The organism is Aeromonas sp. s10 (assembly GCF_040907975.1).
Classification (GTDB): Bacteria; Pseudomonadota; Gammaproteobacteria; order Enterobacterales; family Aeromonadaceae; genus Aeromonas; species Aeromonas caviae.
Genome location: NZ_JBFOCV010000028.1, coordinates 170,793 through 187,684, shown reverse-complemented (window position 1 = coordinate 187,684; position 16,892 = coordinate 170,793). Strand labels below are relative to the sequence as shown.

At 59.4% G+C, this 16,892-nt stretch carries 20 protein-coding genes and 1 riboswitch; of the genes, 4 read left to right on the top strand and 16 right to left on the bottom strand.

Annotation, left to right across the window (positions count from 1 at the left end):
• Nucleotides 1-53: 53 nt before the first annotated feature.
• Nucleotides 54-1,634: a Na+/H+ antiporter NhaC family protein gene (locus tag AB5Y59_RS07610; protein ID WP_041211545.1), complete on the bottom strand. Its 1,581-nt coding sequence runs from the start codon at nt 1,632-1,634 to the stop codon at nt 54-56.
• A gap of 87 nt (nt 1,635-1,721) precedes the next feature.
• A riboswitch (Lysine riboswitch) is annotated at nt 1,722-1,893 on the bottom strand.
• A gap of 317 nt (nt 1,894-2,210) precedes the next feature.
• Between AB5Y59_RS07610 and AB5Y59_RS07605 the strand changes: the two genes are divergently transcribed.
• Nucleotides 2,211-2,609, top strand: coding sequence for an H-NS family nucleoid-associated regulatory protein (locus AB5Y59_RS07605; RefSeq protein WP_041211546.1), 399 nt, complete (start codon nt 2,211-2,213; stop codon nt 2,607-2,609).
• 79 nt (nt 2,610-2,688) lie between these two features.
• Here AB5Y59_RS07605 and AB5Y59_RS07600 read toward each other — a convergent pair whose 3' ends face one another.
• The 5 genes from AB5Y59_RS07600 to AB5Y59_RS07580 form a co-directional block, all read right to left on the bottom strand.
• Nucleotides 2,689-3,252, bottom strand: coding sequence for a cob(I)yrinic acid a,c-diamide adenosyltransferase (locus tag AB5Y59_RS07600; RefSeq protein ID WP_045524470.1), 564 nt, complete (start codon nt 3,250-3,252; stop codon nt 2,689-2,691).
• Nucleotides 3,249-3,479 carry a DUF3820 family protein gene (locus tag AB5Y59_RS07595; protein ID WP_039038687.1) on the bottom strand — a complete coding sequence of 77 codons (231 nt, stop codon included), beginning with the start codon at nt 3,477-3,479 and terminating at the stop codon, nt 3,249-3,251. Before AB5Y59_RS07595 ends, AB5Y59_RS07600 begins: the two co-directional genes overlap by 4 nt.
• 1 nt (nt 3,480) lies before the next feature.
• Nucleotides 3,481-4,152, bottom strand: a complete 672-nt coding sequence (gene queE, locus AB5Y59_RS07590; protein ID WP_010674994.1) for a 7-carboxy-7-deazaguanine synthase QueE — start codon at nt 4,150-4,152, stop codon at nt 3,481-3,483.
• 61 nt (nt 4,153-4,213) lie between these two features.
• The gene (gene queC, locus AB5Y59_RS07585; protein WP_309563568.1) at nt 4,214-4,921 is read right to left on the bottom strand and encodes a 7-cyano-7-deazaguanine synthase QueC; all 708 of its coding nucleotides are present in this window, start codon (nt 4,919-4,921) and stop codon (nt 4,214-4,216) included.
• A gap of 22 nt (nt 4,922-4,943) precedes the next feature.
• A complete protein-coding gene (locus AB5Y59_RS07580; RefSeq protein WP_175429526.1) occupies nt 4,944-5,597 on the bottom strand; it encodes a tRNA-uridine aminocarboxypropyltransferase in 654 nt (217 codons plus the stop codon).
• Here AB5Y59_RS07580 and rrtA point away from each other — a divergent pair.
• Nucleotides 5,563-6,141, top strand: a complete 579-nt coding sequence (gene rrtA, locus AB5Y59_RS07575; RefSeq protein ID WP_223931729.1) for a rhombosortase — start codon at nt 5,563-5,565, stop codon at nt 6,139-6,141. The two genes, AB5Y59_RS07580 and rrtA, sit on opposite strands and share 35 nt — an antisense overlap.
• Before the next feature lie 86 nt (nt 6,142-6,227).
• Here the strand turns inward: rrtA and pyrF are convergent, their stop codons facing one another.
• The 6 genes from pyrF to cmk form a co-directional block, all read right to left on the bottom strand.
• A complete protein-coding gene (gene pyrF, locus AB5Y59_RS07570; protein WP_139737072.1) occupies nt 6,228-6,926 on the bottom strand; it encodes an orotidine-5'-phosphate decarboxylase in 699 nt (232 codons plus the stop codon).
• A gap of 121 nt (nt 6,927-7,047) precedes the next feature.
• On the bottom strand, nt 7,048-8,214 hold the full coding sequence (lapB, locus tag AB5Y59_RS07565) for a lipopolysaccharide assembly protein LapB (RefSeq protein ID WP_103260269.1): 1,167 nt from the start codon (nt 8,212-8,214) through the stop codon (nt 7,048-7,050).
• Nucleotides 8,215-8,223: 9 nt separating this feature from the next.
• Nucleotides 8,224-8,508: a LapA family protein gene (locus tag AB5Y59_RS07560; protein WP_010675000.1), complete on the bottom strand. Its 285-nt coding sequence runs from the start codon at nt 8,506-8,508 to the stop codon at nt 8,224-8,226.
• Nucleotides 8,509-8,664: 156 nt separating this feature from the next.
• Nucleotides 8,665-8,949, bottom strand: coding sequence for an integration host factor subunit beta (gene ihfB, locus AB5Y59_RS07555; RefSeq protein WP_005299934.1), 285 nt, complete (start codon nt 8,947-8,949; stop codon nt 8,665-8,667).
• Between the two features lie 92 nt (nt 8,950-9,041).
• The gene (rpsA, locus tag AB5Y59_RS07550) at nt 9,042-10,712 is read right to left on the bottom strand and encodes a 30S ribosomal protein S1 (RefSeq protein ID WP_010675001.1); all 1,671 of its coding nucleotides are present in this window, start codon (nt 10,710-10,712) and stop codon (nt 9,042-9,044) included.
• 93 nt (nt 10,713-10,805) lie between these two features.
• Nucleotides 10,806-11,498 carry a (d)CMP kinase gene (gene cmk / locus AB5Y59_RS07545; RefSeq protein ID WP_041215039.1) on the bottom strand — a complete coding sequence of 231 codons (693 nt, stop codon included), beginning with the start codon at nt 11,496-11,498 and terminating at the stop codon, nt 10,806-10,808.
• A 263-nt stretch (nt 11,499-11,761) separates the two neighbouring features.
• Between cmk and ribA the strand changes: the two genes are divergently transcribed.
• Nucleotides 11,762-12,355: a GTP cyclohydrolase II gene (gene ribA, locus AB5Y59_RS07540; RefSeq protein ID WP_010675003.1), complete on the top strand. Its 594-nt coding sequence runs from the start codon at nt 11,762-11,764 to the stop codon at nt 12,353-12,355.
• Between the two features lie 66 nt (nt 12,356-12,421).
• Here the strand turns inward: ribA and AB5Y59_RS07535 are convergent, their stop codons facing one another.
• Nucleotides 12,422-13,324, bottom strand: coding sequence for a LysR family transcriptional regulator (locus AB5Y59_RS07535; protein ID WP_319860040.1), 903 nt, complete (start codon nt 13,322-13,324; stop codon nt 12,422-12,424).
• 93 nt (nt 13,325-13,417) lie between these two features.
• Between AB5Y59_RS07535 and AB5Y59_RS07530 the strand changes: the two genes are divergently transcribed.
• Nucleotides 13,418-14,671 carry an MFS transporter gene (locus tag AB5Y59_RS07530; RefSeq protein WP_103243011.1) on the top strand — a complete coding sequence of 418 codons (1,254 nt, stop codon included), beginning with the start codon at nt 13,418-13,420 and terminating at the stop codon, nt 14,669-14,671.
• Here AB5Y59_RS07530 and AB5Y59_RS07525 read toward each other — a convergent pair.
• From AB5Y59_RS07525 to nfsA, 3 genes are all read right to left on the bottom strand, one after another.
• The gene (locus tag AB5Y59_RS07525; protein WP_336583106.1) at nt 14,656-15,210 is read right to left on the bottom strand and encodes a VOC family protein; all 555 of its coding nucleotides are present in this window, start codon (nt 15,208-15,210) and stop codon (nt 14,656-14,658) included. The two genes, AB5Y59_RS07530 and AB5Y59_RS07525, sit on opposite strands and share 16 nt — an antisense overlap.
• Nucleotides 15,204-15,968: a hypothetical protein gene (locus AB5Y59_RS07520; RefSeq protein WP_010675007.1), complete on the bottom strand. Its 765-nt coding sequence runs from the start codon at nt 15,966-15,968 to the stop codon at nt 15,204-15,206. Before AB5Y59_RS07520 ends, AB5Y59_RS07525 begins: the two co-directional genes overlap by 7 nt.
• Before the next feature lie 153 nt (nt 15,969-16,121).
• Nucleotides 16,122-16,847: an oxygen-insensitive NADPH nitroreductase gene (gene nfsA / locus AB5Y59_RS07515; RefSeq protein WP_052816461.1), complete on the bottom strand. Its 726-nt coding sequence runs from the start codon at nt 16,845-16,847 to the stop codon at nt 16,122-16,124.
• Between the last annotated feature and the right edge of the window lie 45 nt (nt 16,848-16,892).

The following is a 16,892-nucleotide window of genomic DNA, read 5'->3' as shown; positions in this document are numbered from 1 at the left end:
ATGCTAACCAAAGCCCCTGCCAAAACCAAGGGGCCCGCAGGCCCCTTGTTCTCTTATGCAACTGCCACGGCGCTATACGCCCGGGCTTTGCGCAAATGGTAACCGGAGAAGATCAGGAACCAGAGCCCGCTCACGGTGAAACCGGCCAGCGCGGAGTGCATCAGCCCCATCACCAGGTAGCCGAGCGCAGCGCCAAAGGCGATGGCCAGGGCATAGGGCAGCTGGGTCATCACGTGATCAATGTGATGGCAACCGGCCCCGGTGGCAGACAGGATGCTGGTGCTGGAGATGGGGGAGCTGTGATCCCCGAACACGGACCCTGCCAGTACGGCGGCCAGCATGGGCAGCATCAGACTGATGTCGCTGGCGGCCGCCATGTCGCCGGCCAGCGGCAGCATGATGCCGAAGGTACCCCAGCTGGTGCCGGTGGCAAACGCCATGGCGCAGGAGAGCACGAAGACCACGGCGGGCAGCACTTCCACCGGCAGATTGCCATTGGCCAGGGAGGCCAGGTATTTGCCGGTTTCCACATCGCGCACCACGGCGCCGATGGTCCAGGCGAACAGCAGGATGTTGATGGCGGGCAGCATGGCCATGATCCCCTGCGGAGCCGCTTTCATCCAGTTGCTTGCCCCGAGCTTGAGGCGCATGGCCAGACCGATGGAGACCACCAGGCTGCACAGGGCACCATAGACCAGGGAGGAGCCGACATTGGTGTTCTCGAAGGAGCCGAGCACGCTGAACGGCAGCCCCTTGTCGGCCAGCACCGCAGCCCCGGAGTCAATCATGAAATAGACGGTGGCCAGGGTCAGGGTCAGGATGGGCAGCACCATGTCAATCATGCCGCCATTGCTCTCCTCCGGGCTCTCCATGTCGAGCCCGATGGGGCGCCCCTTGGACTCGTCCCACAGCTTGCCCTCCAGTGCCCACTGCTCATGCTGGCGCATGGGGCCGATGTCGAGCTGGAAGGCGATCACCACCAGCACCATGATCAGGGTGAACACCGCATAGAGGTTCATGGGGATCATTTCGACGAAGGCGGAGATGGGGCTCTGGTCGGTCAGACCATGAGCCGCCATGATGCCGCCGACGAGGGCGATGATGTAGGCCCCCCAGGAGGAGATCGGCATCAGCACGCAAACCGGCGCGGCGGTGGAGTCCAGCAGATAGGCCAGCTTGGCGCGGGAGATCTGGAAGCGATCGGTCACCGGACGGCAGATGGCCCCCACCGACAGGCTGTGGAAGAAGTCGTCGATGAAGAAGGCGAACACCATCAGACCGGTCAGGGACTTGGCACCCTTGCGGGTCTTGGCGCGGCGCTCCGCCCACTCGGCAAACGCCCGGGTCGCACCGGAGACGCTCATCAGGCTGATGAGGCCGCCCAGCAGCAACATGAAGAGGATCATGTTGACGTTGTCACGATTGAGCGCACCGTCGACCCAGAAGATCCTGAGCACGGTATCGAGCATGTAATGCAGGGAAGCAAGGGGAGAGAACTGGTTGAGCAGCAGGCTGCCTGCGACTATACCCACCCCCAGCGACACCAGGACGCGGCGGGTGATGATCGCCAGCGCAACGGCCAGCAGGGGGGGAACGACGGACCAACCGGAGTCGGCGTAATGAACGATGTCCATGATCTCTTTGCACCTAAAGACAACAGGTGGAGATCTACCGAGAGGATCAAAGAAACAAAACCCATGGGGAGGGTATACTCCTCAGCCCCTTCAGGTAGCGCTCCATAGTGGATGACTATGGCAGTCCTGCACCTATTAGATGCAGAACCAGCAACCCGGTATGATGGCCTGGTCACTTCGGCGCCGACTCCTTTCATCGAGCATCGCAGGCATCACCCTCCGCTCGGTTACTCATAGGCAGCGCGCCTCTACTTAAAGGTATTCGCGGCACATTTTATCTAGCCGCCGGGTGATAGCAAGTTTTTTGATTAAATTTCAAGGTTTCTGTGGCACTCACATCTTCAAAGATAGTCAAATGGTTCATCAAAGACTCTACTGGCGATATTTTCATCTGACATGAACCCATTCGAAGATGTTGGTCCGTCAAACGGATAAAAATATCCTTCATATCTATTTCAAGACTTAATTTATCAGCCTAATTAATTATTTTGGCAGGCTTGACTTGGTGCCAAACACCCCTATAAATTATCGAAAAACCAGTTCTTCCCTTAATATTTTGCTCGCGTGGTAGCCAATATGAACGAATTTCTGAAAGTGCTGTTGAATATCCGTAGCCTGCGTGCAGTTTGCCGCGATTTGACGCTGGAACAACTGGAAGAAGGCTTGGAAAAGCTCTCCGCCATCGTCGATGAACGTCGGCAAGATGAATCCGCCGAACGCCAGGCCCGTGAAGAGCATCAAAAGAAAATTGCCGAATATGCCGAAATGCTGAAGGCCGCAGGGATCGATCCCGCCGAATTGGTCAACACCGTGGTTCCCGAGAATACCAAGGTCAGCAAACGTGCGCCCCGCCCCGCCAAATATCGTTATCTGGACAATGGCGTGGAAAAAACCTGGACCGGTCAGGGCCGCATGCCCTCGGTCATTGCCAAGGCCGTTGCTGAAGGCAAATCCGTGGAAGCCTTTGCTATCTGAGAGCAATATCAGGCCCCTTTCCACAGCAATAAAAAAACCTCGCAAGGCGAGGTTTTTTTATTGCCGCTTCGAGCGGTTGTCAGCCTCTGTCAGCCGCCTTGACCCAGAGGATCTCCGGGGTGCCTGACGATACCAGCAAGTATCGGGCGATGGTGAAAAACCAGTCGCTCAGCCGGTTGAGATAGGGCAAAACGGCCGGATTTACCCGCTCTACGCGGCTCAACCCAAGCAGCAGGCGCTCGCAGCGACGGGTCAGGGTACGCACCACATGTGCCTGGGCAGCCGCCCGCGAACCGCTTGGCAAAATAAAATTGCGCAGCACCGGCAACCCGGCACTGTAGGCATCTATCTGTTGCTCGAGCCTGTTCGTCCAAGCCTCGTTCACCTGCCACAGCGCATCCGTTTGCGATTCACTGGAAAATGCCAGCTCCCCGCCCAGATCAAACAGCTCCTGCTGCAACAATATGAGATCGGCCAGGAGTGTCGTCTCCCCGGCGGGTATTTCAGCCATCAACAAGCCTATTTGGGAATTCAGCTCGTCGATGGCGCCATAGGTCTCGACACGTTTATCGTCTTTGGCCAGGGAAGTGCCATCGGCCAGTCGCGTGAGCCCCTTGTCCCCTTGCCTTGTATATATTCTCATTCTGACATCCTGTTAATAATGGGAATAATCATGGACTCGAGTCCATTGAGCTTTATCTCGTAGGCCAGTGCCAGAGACTGGCCCAGGGTACCGGCCGGAAAACCGCTTCGCGCCATCCATACCAGATAGGGCTCGGGAATATCGATGATGCGCCGCCCCTTGTATTTCCCGTAAGGCATCTTGCTGGCCAGCGTCAGCAAGATGCGCTCATCGCTGAGTCCATCCATATCAATCGATATTCAGGTATTTATGGGTCTGGATGGAGAGTCGCCAGTTACGGGCGATGCAGGTCGCCATGGCCAGCTCCGTGGCCCTGGCTTTCTGGCTGATGGGTTGCAGCGCAATCATCACATCGGGGCGCAGCCGGGCGGTGGCCAGCAGGGCATCCAGCTCCTCGATATGGTGCTCGGTGGCCACCGGATGCTTGATCTCGTTGGCCCGCTCGAGGGCAGAGACCAGCACCGGCAACCCACCCTTCATGCCGATCTTGGGGGAAACAGTCACCCAGGTCTGCTCATGGGTCAGCACCTCGCTGGTCCCGCTGGTTTCGATCTGCACCTGATAACCCGATGCCACCAGGGCCGAAGATAGCTCGCGCAAGTCGTAGAGGCAGGGCTCACCACCGGTCAACACCACGTGACGGGCCCGGTAACCGAGCCGGGTAAAGCTGGCCAGAATATCTTCCGTGCTCATCTTGCTCCAGCCGTCGGACTCATTGGAACGATCGAGCACCTCGCCAGGGGCCACCTCACGCTCGGGGTCCACCACCCAGGTGTGGCGGGTATCGCACCAGGGACAGCCCACCGGGCAGCCCTGAAGGCGAACGAAGATGGCGGGCAGGCCGGTAAATACCCCCTCCCCCTGGATGGTCTGGAAGATCTCGTTGATTGGGTAGTGCATCTTGGTCACGACTTGCTGCAAAAGGGGCGGATTATACCCCAAACCCGGGCCAGGCACAGGCTCAGGATCCGCTTTTCTCGCCCAGTCCGCTCTTCTCGTAAAGTCTGGCACGGATGCCGCTCTTGTCAGCCAGATAGTGATCCAGGCCACGGCGACGCAGCTCGCAGGCCGGACAGGCCCCGCAACCATCTCCCTGGACACCGTTGTAGCAAGTGAGCGTCTGGTGACGCACGGTATCGAGGTGACCGTAATGATCCGCCAGCGCCCAGGTTTCGGCCTTGTCGAGCCACATCAGGGGGGTTTCGAAGCGGATGGGGCGATCCAGCCCCAGGGAGACCGCCTGATTGAGCGCCTTGACGAAGTCGTCGCGGCAATCGGGATAGCCGGAAAAGTCGGTCTCGCACACCCCGGTGATCACGGCCTCGGCGCCCACCTGATAGGCATAGATGGCCGCCAGGGTCAGGAACAGGATGTTGCGTCCCGGCACGAAGGTGTTGGGCAGGCCGTTCTCCTGAAGCTCGAAGCTCACCGGTATGTCGTCCCGGGTCAACGCAGAGATGGCCAGCTCCCCGAGCATGGTCACATCCATTACCTTGTGGGCGGCGATCCCGAGCACCGTCGCCAGATGGCGGGCGGTGTCAATCTCCGCCCGATGGCGCTGGCCGTAATCGAAGGTGATGGCATGCACTTCGTCATAGCGGGCCTGTGCCTGCACCAGACAGGTGGTGCTGTCCTGCCCGCCACTGAAGACCACGACGGCTTTTTTCATGTTTTTCACTCCTCTGGGCAACTCAACGGCGGCGGCCTTGTGCAAAGTCATGCCACTGCCGGTTCAAATGGGTAAACAGGGTCATCAGCGGGGCGAAGCGCTCAGGCTCTCCTTCCCACCGGGACAACAGATGGTAGCCCGCTTCCAGGGTGGACAATGCCTCCTCAAAGGGCTTCTTGCGAATGGAATATTGTCCGGCAATGGCGCCGAGGGTGATCCGCGGCAACCCGAGCAGTGCAGGCGAGCTGTGCAACATGCGATAGGCTTTGCGCCAGGTACCATCGAGGAGGATGAAGTGGGCTCGCACGGTGCGTCCACGCCTCAGGAGATGCTCCCTTGCCTGTATCAGGGTCAGGGCCTCCTCATCGGGCCACAGCACGTAGCACTGGACAGCGGGGTCGGCAAGCAGGACATTGAGCCCTTCGTCGTCGGAAAAGTCCTCCCCCACATGGATGCGCACATCGGTCAGGGACGCCGCCAGCAACGCAGCCGTCCCCTTGGGGTGACCTACTTCGGCAGGGTGTTGCAGGATATGGAGCGCAGCCAGGTTCGGCACCCGCTGAATATAATCGCACAGGCACGCTTTGAGGGCCCGGGTACAGCGTGTACAGTATCGGCTCTCTTTGTCGTTGGGCTGCTTCATGTTGTCAGGAAAATCGGGTCTGCTCTGGGTCATCGCGCTTTCGCTCGTCACTGCCTTGCTCTTTTTCACCGTGCCAAATCATCAGCTCGCCTTCGATCGCGACCTGATCGCCCAGGGCGAAGGGTGGCGCATCATAACAGGCAATCTGGCACACACCAATGGATGGCATCTGCTGCTCAACCTGAGCGGTCTGGCCGTGCTCTACAGCCTGTTTCAGGAGTACCTGACGGGATGGCGCCTGCCCGTGCTGTTGCTGCTGCTGGGAACGGCGGTCGGACTCGGCATCTGGTGGGGCTGCCCGCAAACCCAGTGGTACATGGGACTCTCCGGCCTGCTGCACGGATTGTTCGTATGGGGTGCCATGCAGGACATCCGCTTTCGCCGTCACTCCGGCTGGCTGATGCTGGCGGGCGTCGCCATCAAGCTCGGTGTGGACTTTTACAGTGCCGGCGAGAGCCCTGTCTCCGCCTTGATCGGTGCCAGGGTACACATCGAGTCACACTTCATCGGTGCACTCGCCGGCCTGCTGCTCGGTTTCTTCCCCATTCGTCTGGACGCCCAGGCCGTCCACTCCTGAGCTCCCCATAGGCAAGGCCAGCCCACGGCCAAAATGCAGCAGGCCGGATCTGGGATCCGGCCTGCGCTCATTCGCCCATGACGCCGTTACCGGCAAAGCTCGGCATTGATCGCCCCAAGCATGGCGGCGGGATCCAAGGACTGGGTGATGGGACGACCGATCACCAGATAATCCGCCCCCGCCTCCACCGCTGCCAGCGGCGTCATGACGCGGCGCTGATCACCGGCAGCCGATCCGCTCGGACGAATGCCCGGCGTCACCAGCTTGAATTCGGCTCCCAGCAGCCCCTTCAACACACTCGCCTCTTCCGCGGAGCAGACCACACCATCCAGCCCGGCCGTCTTGGCAAGGGTGGCCAGGCGGATCACCTGTTCTGCCGGTGTCACATCCAGACCCAGGGGCGCCATGTCGGACTGCTCCATGCTGGTCAGCACGGTTACCCCGATGAGCAGGGGCGCCTTGTCGCCGTATGGCAGCAACGCCTCTCTGGCGGCACGCATCATGCGTTCACCACCGCTGGCGTGGACATTCACCATCCAGACGCCCAGCTCCGCACTGGCCGCCACCGCCTTGGCGACGGTGTTGGGAATGTCGTGAAATTTCAGATCCAGGAAGACGTCGAACCCCTTGGCCACCAGTTGACGAACGAACTGGGGACCAAACAGGGTAAACATCTCCTTGCCTACCTTGAGGCGGCACTGGGCCGGTGAGATCTGCTCAATGAAGGCAAAGGCGTCGGCTTCGTGCTGATAATCCAGCGCGACCAGTACTTTGGGGTCTTGCATGTCACTTCCTATGGATTGTTATGCCACAGCCAGGCACAGCAGAGCCGGGGCCCGGTTGCACGCTGGCATCTGAAATTCTTGGGTATCCGTGCTCGCCCGGGCGTGTTGGCCTCGCTGGCGTTTACTCTCCATCCAGCCCTCGGATCGGCTTGATGGTGCCCCACTGCCTGCAGGAAGGGCATTGCCAGAACAGCGAATGGGTGGCAAAGCCGCACTGACGGCACTTGTGGGTCGACTTGATCTTGATCTGCTCGCCGACCAGCTGTTGCAGCAGCTCCAGGCTCTCCTTGGCAGGCCCCTCCTCGGCACTGGCCAACTGGAAACCGACCAGCTGATAAAAGCCCTTCATGGAGGGGTGGCGACGCAGTTGCCGCAGCACCAGGGCACGGGCCTGACTCAACCCATCGCGGGCCTCCACCAGATTGGCCAGCGCCAGGGTCACGCTGACCCCCGCATGATCCTCTACCGCTTTTTCAAGCAGCGGGATCAGCTCCTGGCTGCGACCAAGCTGGCGATAGCAATCAAGTAGTTTCGGCATGGCCTCGGAGGCAAAGTCGATGTCCTGCTCGAACACCCGCAGGAGCTCCTTGGCCGCATCCTCGAACCTGCCCTCCTCCATCGCCAGATCAGCCAGCCGTAAGCTGGCGCGGGCACAGGCCGGGTGGGCACCGAGCGCACGCTTGAGCTTGGCGATGCCCGCAGGCTTGTCGCCATCGCGCAAGGCACTCTCCGCCTGTTCGCAATAGAAGTGGGAAATGGGCTCGGCCAGCTTCTTGCCCTGGAATTTCTGCAGACGCACCGCCACGGCGATGGCATTGTCCCAGTCACGCAACTGCTGATGAATGATCAGGAGCTGTGCCAGAGCCGTCTCTTCGAAATCGCTGTCATCACACAGCTCTTTCCAGAGTGCTTCGGCCCGATCGAGCAAGCCGGCAGCCAGAAAGTCACGGGCCAGCTCCTGCAAGGCAAGCTGACGCTGCTCACGGGTCAGCTGACGGGCGACCAGGTTCTGGTGGATCTTGATGGCGCGATCGACCTCGCCCCGTTGACGGAACAGGTTGCCGAGGGAGAGGTGGGTTTCGATGGTTTCGCTGTCCACTTCCAGCAGCTGGATAAAGAGATCCACCGCCTTGTCCGACTCGTCAGAGAGCAAATAGTTGAGGCCCGCCACGTACTGGCGGGAAAACTGGTTACTCTGTTGCTGGGTGTCCTGGCGAACACTCCTGCGGCCCATGTACCAGCCATAACCGGCGGCGATGGGCAACAGCAGGAAAAGCAGTTCAAGCATCGAGGGACATTATTCCTTGGTTGTCGACCGGGCAAGCTCCAACTCGCGAGATTGACGACGCATGGTTCGGTTCAGGGTGCGATTTTGCAGTTTGAGACGCAGGAACAGCAGACCAAATACCAGCCAGCCCAGCAGAAAACCGCCGGCGAAGAAGAACCCCAGCAACATGGAGAGCGAGAACTCCCCCTGGGCGATCAAGTAGTTGAACTGCACCAGCTGACCATTTTGAGAACCGATGGCAAGGGTCAGGACAAACACCAGCACCAGTGGAATGAGGGCCAAGATACGCTTCATGGGAGCTCCCTGTCTGTAGCGAATGAGTGACTGATTATCCTTAAAATCACAGGCAGACTCTAGCGCGAATGGGAAAAGAGTGTGAGAAACCCGACAACGGGCAGACTCCAGAACATAAAAATGAAAAAGGCATACTCAGGTATGCCGTTTTCTGCATTATTCGATGATGTTGACGCGTTCGCGCAACTCTTTGCCAGGTTTGAAGTGCGGGACATATTTCCCGGTCAGTTCAACCTTGTCCCCGGTCTTGGGGTTGCGACCCACGCGGGGCGCACGATAGTGCAGCGAGAAACTGCCAAATCCTCGGATTTCAATCCGGTCGCCGTTTTGCAAGGTCGATGCCATCTGCTCAAGGATCTCCTTGATAGCGGCTTCGACATCCTTGGCCGGCATATGCATGCGGCTGGCTGCCAGTTGTTCGATGAGATCTGATTTGGTCATAAGGTTAAATCTCCTTCCCCGATCACATGCAATAATCATTTTGCCAAGATAAAAAAGGGCGGCGCAATGCCGCCCTTTTCTTGCATCAAGGATTACTCACCCTTGGCGGCTTTGAACGCTTCCATCATGGCATTGCTGAACACAACTTCTTCTTGTTGGTTCAGGCTGTCGATGGCAACACGCTCATCAGCCTCGTCCTTGGCACGGACAGACAGGCTTACGGTACGGTTCTTGCGATCAACGCCCATGAATTTGGCTTCAACTTCGTCACCAACAGACAGCACCAGAGTGGCGTCTTCTACGCGGTCACGAGCAGCGTCGGAGGCACGCAGGTAGCCTTCTACGCCGTCAGCCAGTTCGATCACGGCACCCTTGGCATCAACCTCGGTAACCTTGCCCTTCACAATAGCACCTTTCTTGTTGTCAGACAGGTACTTATTGAACGGGTCTTCTTCGATCTGCTTGACGCCCAGGGAGATGCGCTCACGCTCCGGGTCCACTTGCAGAACAACGGCTTCGATCTCGTCGCCCTTCTTGAATTCACGCACGGCTTCTTCGCCCTGGTTGTTCCAGGAGATGTCAGACAGGTGAACCAGGCCGTCGATGCCGCCATCCAGACCGATGAAGATACCGAAGTCAGTGATGGACTTGATCTTGCCGGAAACACGGTCGCCCTTGGCGTGAGTTTCGGCAAACAGCTGCCACGGGTTGGATTTGCACTGCTTCAGACCCAGGGAGATACGACGACGCTCTTCGTCGATGTCCAGAACCATCACGTCAACCACGTCGCCAACGTTGACAACCTTGGACGGGTGGATGTTCTTGTTGGTCCAATCCATCTCGGATACGTGTACCAGGCCTTCAACGCCTTCTTCGATTTCAACGAAGCAGCCGTAGTCGGTCAGGTTGGTCACGCGGCCAGACAGACGGGTGGTCTCCGGGTAACGCTTGGCGATAGCAACCCAGGGATCTTCGCCCAGCTGCTTCAGGCCCAGGGATACACGGGTACGCTCGCGGTCGAACTTCAGAACCTTGACAGCGATCTCGTCGCCAACGTTGACGATTTCGGAAGGATGCTTAACGCGCTTCCACGCCATGTCGGTGATGTGCAGCAGGCCGTCAACACCGCCCAGATCTACGAATGCACCGTAGTCGGTCAGGTTCTTGACGATACCCTTAACTTCTTGACCTTCTTGCAGGTTGGCCAGCAGGCTTTCACGCTCGGAGGTGTTCTCGGTCTCGATCACGGCACGACGGGAAACCACAACGTTGTTGCGCTTCTGGTCCAGCTTGATGACTTTGAACTCGAGTTCTTTGTTTTCCAGGTGAGCGGTGTCACGGATCGGACGCACGTCAACCAGAGAACCCGGCAGGAAGGCACGGATGCCGTTCAGCTCAACGGTGAAACCACCCTTGACCTTGCCGTTGATGATACCGATAACGGTAGCTTGCTCTTCGTAAGCTTTTTCAAGCTGCAGCCAGGCTTCGTGGCGCTTGGCTTTTTCGCGGGACAGCTTGGTTTCGCCGAAACCATCTTCGATAGAGTCCAGAGCCACGTCAACGGAGTCACCTACGTTGATTTCCAGCTCGCCCATGGCGTTCTTGAATTCTTCAGCCGGGATAGCAGACTCGGATTTCAGACCGGCATCAACCAGTACGAAACCGTTCTCGATAGCAACGACAGTGCCCTTGACGATGGAACCTTGACGGGTTTCAACGGCGTTCAGGGACTCTTCAAAGAGTTGAGCAAAAGATTCGATCATTGTTTATGTCACAAATGAAACATCCACTTGCAATCCGGCACAAGCGGGGTTGTTTTAAATTATCTGCGCCATCCTTGGTGCAGACGACTGACATCAGTTTGCGCTGACATCACCAAGTTGTTGCTCTGCATAGGCAAGCACCGTTGCCAGCACTTCATCTATGGTCATGGACGTTGAGTCTACAACAAGAGCATCTTCCGCGGGTTTCAGAGGAGCGACGGCGCGATTTCTGTCGCGATCGTCACGTTCCCGAATCTCGGTTAAAAGACGCTCAAAGTTAACATCAAAGCCCTTATCTTGCAACTGCTTATAGCGACGCTGGGCCCGCTCCTCGGCGCTGGCGTCGAGGAAAATCTTCACATCCGCCTCGGGGAAAACCACTGTACCCATGTCGCGACCGTCGGCGATGAGACCGGGGGCTTGGCGAAATGCTCGCTGGCGACGCAGCAGGGCTTCACGTACCCGGGGAAACGCCGCGATTTTGCTGGCCGCGTTGCCCACTTCTTCAGTACGAATGGTGCGGGAAACATCCTCCCCTTCGAGGATCACCTTGACCAGCTCCCCTTCCACCTGGAATTGCACATCCAGATTGGCGGCCAGGGGAACCAATGCGGCTTCGGAATCGAGCTCCACATCGTGATGCAGGGCTGCCAGGGAGAGCACCCGGTAGATGGCACCGGAATCGAGCAGGTGCCAGCCCAGTTTTTCAGCCAGCAACTGGCACAAGGTGCCTTTTCCTGCTCCACTTGGGCCATCAATAGTCATCACGGGGGCCATCTGAGCCATAACGTTTCTCCTGCGCACTCGGCATCTTGACTGGTTGCACACATCCCTGTCGGGATGGGTTAATGGGCGCCGATTATACCCGAATGCGCCGTCGCTGGCAGTTGTCAGGGCACACAATTGCGCAAAAGTCGTCGTGATTGCACCTATTCTGACCAATCGGGTTAACCCACTTCTCACGCAAGGTTTTGTTCTTATGGTTGTTCCGGACAATGCGCGCTAAACTGGCCGCCCTTTTTTAAGCAGCTGTAGTCAGGAGCAACCATATGAGCAGCGTTACCCTCGTGGCCAAATCCAAGTTGCCGACCCCCTGGGGCACTTTCACGCTGGTTGGTTTTCAGGAAACCGGCACGGGCAAGGATCATGCCGCGCTGGTGATGGGCGATATCGCAGACGGCGAACCCGTGCTGGGACGCATTCATTCCGAGTGTCTGACCGGGGATGCCCTGTTCAGTCTGCGTTGTGACTGCGGCTTCCAATTGCAGGCCGCGCTGGAAAACATCGCCAAGGCGGGCCGCGGCGTCCTGCTGTATGTCCGTCAGGAAGGGCGAGGCATCGGCTTGCTCAACAAGATCCGGGCCTATCATCTGCAGGATCAGGGGGCCGATACCGTGGAGGCCAACGTGGCGCTTGGCTTTGCCGCCGACATGCGCGACTACACCATCTGTGCCGACATGCTCAAGGCGCTCGAGGTCAAGTCCCTGCGCCTGATGACCAACAACCCGCGCAAGTTGAAGGCGATGGAATCCTTTGGCATCCCGGTGGCGGAGCGCGTGCCCCTTCAGGAAGGTCGCAATCCCCACAACGAGTTTTATCTCTCCACCAAGGCAAACAAGCTGGATCACCTGTTCAAGAAATAAGGCTGCATCCACCTTGTCAGCATACGCCTCCAGATTGGAGGCGTTTTTATTGGTGATACCACTCAATCATTCAGTATTTGTAGCGCAATGGTGAGAAATATCCCTTTGTGACAGCAAAAAATCCCGCAATGCCCGGTTCGCCATGGAGAGCGGATCCCCCTGTCGCCAGGCTACGCAGAGATCCAGGAAGATGGGGGGTGAAAAAGGGATGCCGGTGAGGGCCGGCTCCTCTTCCAGCGCCATGCGCAGGAAGGTGGTCACGGCGAATCCCTGACGCACCACCGCCTTGAGCAGCGGGATGAGATTGCTTTCGAACGCGATGTCAGGCTCTACCCCCAACCCCTGCGCCAACACCTCCATGTGTTCCCTGTGGTAGAAGCCTCGCCGGAACATGGCGAGCTCCTGGCCGAAGAACTGTGGCAGCGAGACCGACTCAGCGCCGCGCAGCGGGTGCTCCTCCCCCACCACCATCAGCATCTCTTCCCGCAGCAGTTGCGCCCCCTCGAGGGCCGGTGGCAGATCGCTGGTGATGAGGATGGCGAGATCCAGACTGCCATCCACCATGCGGCTGAGCAGCTCCCGGGTGCCCGCCTCCTCCACCCGGATCTTCAAGCCGGGGTAGCGATGCTTGAACGCCATCAGGATTGGCGGGAAGTAATAGGATCCCATCATGTAGGGGATGCCGATGCGCACCTCCCCCCGTTCCAGCCCCTTGAGCTCGGCCATCTCGGCCTCGGCCTGGTGCATCTGGCGCAGCAGCCGTTCGGCGTGGCGGCAAAGGACCTCTCCCTCCGGGGTGAGGCGCACGCTGCGGTCCTGCCGGTCAAACAGCCGCAGATCGAGCTGCTGCTCCAGCTTGGCGATGGCCATGCTGACGGCAGGCTGGGCCACGTTCAGCCCCTGGGCCGCCCTGGTGAAGGAGCCGGCATCGCGCACCGCCAGCAGGTATCCGAGCTGTTTCAGGTCCATATCAATTTCATTTATCAGGGTGATAACTTAAATATATTATATTTATACGTTTCGTCGCACTACCCTGCACAAAAGTCGTCGGGACAACTCCATATGATCGAAGTAGGCAGTCGCGAATGGATACGCGCCACCCTGGCCCTCAGCCTGGGCTCCTTCCTGGTATTCCTCAATCTCTACCAGACCCATCCCCTGCTGCCGCTCCTGGCAGAGGTTTTCTCGGTCAGCGCCTTGTCCGCCAGCTGGACGCTGGCAGGCTGTACCGCAGGGCTGGCAGGCTCCCTGCTCGTCTGTGCCCGTCTGGCTGATCGGTTCGGACGGCGGCGGATCATGCTGTGGACCCTGGCGGCCGCCATCCTGCTCTCCCTGTGCATCCCCTGGGTCACCCACTTTGATGTGCTGGTGAGCCTGCGCATCCTGCAAGGCGTCCTGCTGGCAGGGCTGCCCGCCACCGCCATTGCCTACATGGGGGAAGAGTTCAGCAAACGTGCCCTGATCGTAGCCGTCGGCGTCTATATCGCGGCCAACTCCCTGGGAGGCATCGCGGGCCGGGTGGTCGGCGGTCTGCTGGCTGGCTGGTTTGGTGACTGGCAGCACACCTTCCTCGGCATCGGGATCATCAGCCTCGCCCTGCTGCCACTGGTTATCTGGCTGCTGCCCGCCCAGCGCTGCTTCGTGGCCGTGGAGGCAGCGCCTGGGCAACTGCGCCGCGCCATCCAGAGCCACCTTGGCAACCCCTTGCTGGTGGGGGCCTATCTCATCGGCGGCCTCAACTTCATGGTCTTCCTGAACCAGTACAGCTATCTCACCTTCCTGCTGGCCAAGGCCCCCTTCTCCCTGCCGACCCAGTGGCTCGGCATGCTGTTTCTGACCTACCTCACCGGCACCGTCGCCTCTTCACTGAGCGGCCGCGGGGCCCATCGCTGGGGAGCACAACGTCTGCTGCTGGCGGGAATAACCTTGATGGCACTCGGCAGCCTGGCCCTGTTGCAGGGGAGCCTTGTCGCCATCATCGGGGGATTGCTTGTCTCGAGCTTCGGCTTCTTCCTGGCCCACGCCTGTGCCAGCGCCTGGGTCGGCCAGCACGTGGAGCACAACCGGGCGCTCGCCTCGTCGCTCTATCTGGTGGGGTATTACCTGGGGGCCAGTCTGGGCGGGCTTTATCTGCATCCCTTCTGGGAGCAAGGGGGGCTCTGGGGTCTGGTACTCGGCATCGAGCTGGTGTTGATGATCACCGCCGGGTTGAGCCTCTGGCTCGGTCACTTGAAAGGACGTGTGGCGCCCGCTTGTGCGTTGACGCCACAGGATCAGGCTCCCGTCAACGGGCCCTTCCCTCACAGACCGTCATAATAGTCCGCCGGTACCGGCACCACGGCGCCGGTGCAGAGCTCTTCGTCGATCACCTCCTCAAGCGGGCGCAGATGAAACTTGATCTGCCCAGAGGGCAGCATCAATCCTATATCCGGATTGCGTCCGTCATCGATGTTGCCGGTCTTGAAGGGGACATCGGGATGCGTCGCCACCAAGGCCGTGAGCGAGGGCACCACCAGCTCGATATGTTCGAGCCCGGCCTGATGGCTTCGACCCGCCTTGGGGGCGGCCAGTTCGATGCAGGGGACGGTCACCTGCTCCCAGCAGACAGGCTGGTGCAAGCGATAAGTGGCGATGGGACGACCGCCTATCATCCCCTCCACCAGCAAGACTCCGTGGGCGGCCAGCACCGCTTTCAACTCCAGATATTCCGGCAGGGTGGCGGCGCGGTAGCAGAGGTGATCCACCACGGGGGAGTCCTTGACTCCCATGACGGCATGCATTTCCGTGAGCAGTTGGCAAACAAATGGGGCCATGGGCCCCAGTGTGGAATCCAGTGGATGTGACATGATCACCATTTCTTCTTGGGTTGGAACAGGACGTCCAGTTCGTCCGTCTCTTTGTCCTTGATGTTTTGCAGCTCCTTCTCGCTGTGCTGCTGCAGGTGTTCTTCCAGCTGGCGCATCCCCTGACGCATGTCCTCTTCCCGCGCCAGCAGGTAGGGATCCTTGTCGGTGACATTGGCCAGCGCCCCCAGTCCCTTGGTGTAGAGCTGGCGGCAGGTGCCGTACTGCCCCTGGATCTGGGCATCCATGGCCCGCTTGAGCAGGTTGGCGATGTTGATCTTGAGCTGCATCAGCTCGAGGCGGCGATCCTCCTGGGCAAAGCCCTGAGGATCTATCTTGCCCTTGTTGTGCTCGACCCGCAGCACGGCCCGCATCTTCTTGGCCAGTTGCAGCATCTGGATGGCCTGGCGGTCGGACTCCGGCGTCTTGAAATGCCCCTCGTCCTGGCTGCTGTAGTTCTCCTGCACGTTCTTGATCTGGAGCTGGACATCGGCGATGCGCTGCTTGACCTGCGCATTGGGCATCACCAGCGCGATGGCGCGGTAGGCATCCAGGATCCGGTGTTGCAACAGCAGCACCATGTTTTTGGAAAAGGGCACCAGATTGACGTTCAGCAACACCTCTTCGGTCTCGTCTGCCACCGCCTTGTGACGGGCAATGGCCTGGCGCTTGTCCGATTCGGCCTTCTGCTTGTATTGCTGCACCACGTTATAGGCGATGACCAGAAACAGGAGTGCGCCGATTGACAGCAATATCAGGGTTAAAATCATAGGGTGTTCACACTCCAGTCCCAATCCAATTGCGAGATCCTACAACAGCTTAGCCTCATAGGGTAGCGCCCAGATCCCGTATTGCCTCACAAGAACGCTCGCAGGCGGTGACCGCATCCGGTGCGTCTTGCTCCATATCGCCCGCCGCCCCCATTACTTGAGGCAAAAACCCTTCGACTGCAGGAATCCCAGCATGAAGGGCCTCGCCTCCTTGCCCAGGATCCCCCTGATCTGCCCGCTCCAGGTCTGATCCTTGTTGTTGCTGCTGCGGGCCTGGTAGTAGTCGTGGATCTGCCCGTCGTACCTGGCAAGCAGGGCGCGGTCCAGGGTGGCAGGATAGCGGTTCTCGTGCACCACCAGCGCCCGGGGCAGCCGCGGTTTTTGCTCCGGCCGCTGGGCGGGATGGCCCAGACAGAGGCCAAACAGCGGGATCACCTGATGGGGCAGACCCAGCACCTCGCTCACCTTGGCCGGGTTGTTGCGAATGCCGCCGATATAGACCCCGCCCAGCCCAAGTGACTGGGCCGCCAGCAAGGCATTTTGCGCCATCAGGGCACCGTCGATGGCCCCGATCATGAGCTGCTCCACAAAGCCGGTGCGGGCCTCCGGCACTATCTGGCTGTGACGATGGTAGTCGGCGCAAAACACCAGAAACTCCGCCGCCTCGACCACATAGGCCTGATGACCGGCCAGCTCCGCCAGGGTGGCCCGCAGCCCCTTGTCAGTGACCCGGATGATGCTGTTGGCCTGGAGGAAGCTGGAGCTCGCGGCGCTCTGGGCGGCGCTCAGGATCTGATCCAGCTGCTCTGCGCTGACGGGCTCTGGGGTGAACTGGCGAATGGAGCGATGGGAAAGAATGAGATCGATGGTCGGGTTCATGGTACCTCCGGGATGAAGGTCACACTCTACCCAAAAAAAGCGGGG

Bases quoted from the DNA above. Each gene is read 5' to 3' on its own strand.
- AB5Y59_RS07610 (WP_041211545.1), bottom strand. From the start codon at position 1,634: ATGGACATCGTTCATTACGCCGACTCCGGTTGGTCCGTCGTTCCCCCC.
- AB5Y59_RS07535 (WP_319860040.1), bottom strand. From the start codon at position 13,324: ATGGACCTGAAACAGCTCGGATACCTGCTGGCGGTGCGCGATGCCGGC.
- AB5Y59_RS07600 (WP_045524470.1), bottom strand. From the start codon at position 3,252: ATGAGAATATATACAAGGCAAGGGGACAAGGGGCTCACGCGACTGGCC.
- pyrF (WP_139737072.1), bottom strand. From the start codon at position 6,926: ATGCAAGACCCCAAAGTACTGGTCGCGCTGGATTATCAGCACGAAGCC.
- AB5Y59_RS07520 (WP_010675007.1), bottom strand. From the start codon at position 15,968: ATGATTTTAACCCTGATATTGCTGTCAATCGGCGCACTCCTGTTTCTG.
- cmk (WP_041215039.1), bottom strand. From the start codon at position 11,498: ATGGCTCAGATGGCCCCCGTGATGACTATTGATGGCCCAAGTGGAGCA.
- AB5Y59_RS07580 (WP_175429526.1), bottom strand. From the start codon at position 5,597: ATGACCCAGAGCAGACCCGATTTTCCTGACAACATGAAGCAGCCCAAC.
- AB5Y59_RS07605 (WP_041211546.1), top strand. From the start codon at position 2,211: ATGAACGAATTTCTGAAAGTGCTGTTGAATATCCGTAGCCTGCGTGCA.
- AB5Y59_RS07595 (WP_039038687.1), bottom strand. From the start codon at position 3,479: ATGGATGGACTCAGCGATGAGCGCATCTTGCTGACGCTGGCCAGCAAG.
- ribA (WP_010675003.1), top strand. From the start codon at position 11,762: ATGAGCAGCGTTACCCTCGTGGCCAAATCCAAGTTGCCGACCCCCTGG.
- lapB (WP_103260269.1), bottom strand. From the start codon at position 8,214: ATGCTTGAACTGCTTTTCCTGCTGTTGCCCATCGCCGCCGGTTATGGC.
- AB5Y59_RS07560 (WP_010675000.1), bottom strand. From the start codon at position 8,508: ATGAAGCGTATCTTGGCCCTCATTCCACTGGTGCTGGTGTTTGTCCTG.
- rpsA (WP_010675001.1), bottom strand. From the start codon at position 10,712: ATGATCGAATCTTTTGCTCAACTCTTTGAAGAGTCCCTGAACGCCGTT.
- queE (WP_010674994.1), bottom strand. From the start codon at position 4,152: ATGCACTACCCAATCAACGAGATCTTCCAGACCATCCAGGGGGAGGGG.
- AB5Y59_RS07525 (WP_336583106.1), bottom strand. From the start codon at position 15,210: ATGGTGATCATGTCACATCCACTGGATTCCACACTGGGGCCCATGGCC.
- AB5Y59_RS07530 (WP_103243011.1), top strand. From the start codon at position 13,418: ATGATCGAAGTAGGCAGTCGCGAATGGATACGCGCCACCCTGGCCCTC.
- queC (WP_309563568.1), bottom strand. From the start codon at position 4,921: ATGAAAAAAGCCGTCGTGGTCTTCAGTGGCGGGCAGGACAGCACCACC.
- ihfB (WP_005299934.1), bottom strand. From the start codon at position 8,949: ATGACCAAATCAGATCTCATCGAACAACTGGCAGCCAGCCGCATGCAT.
- nfsA (WP_052816461.1), bottom strand. From the start codon at position 16,847: ATGAACCCGACCATCGATCTCATTCTTTCCCATCGCTCCATTCGCCAG.
- rrtA (WP_223931729.1), top strand. From the start codon at position 5,563: ATGTTGTCAGGAAAATCGGGTCTGCTCTGGGTCATCGCGCTTTCGCTC.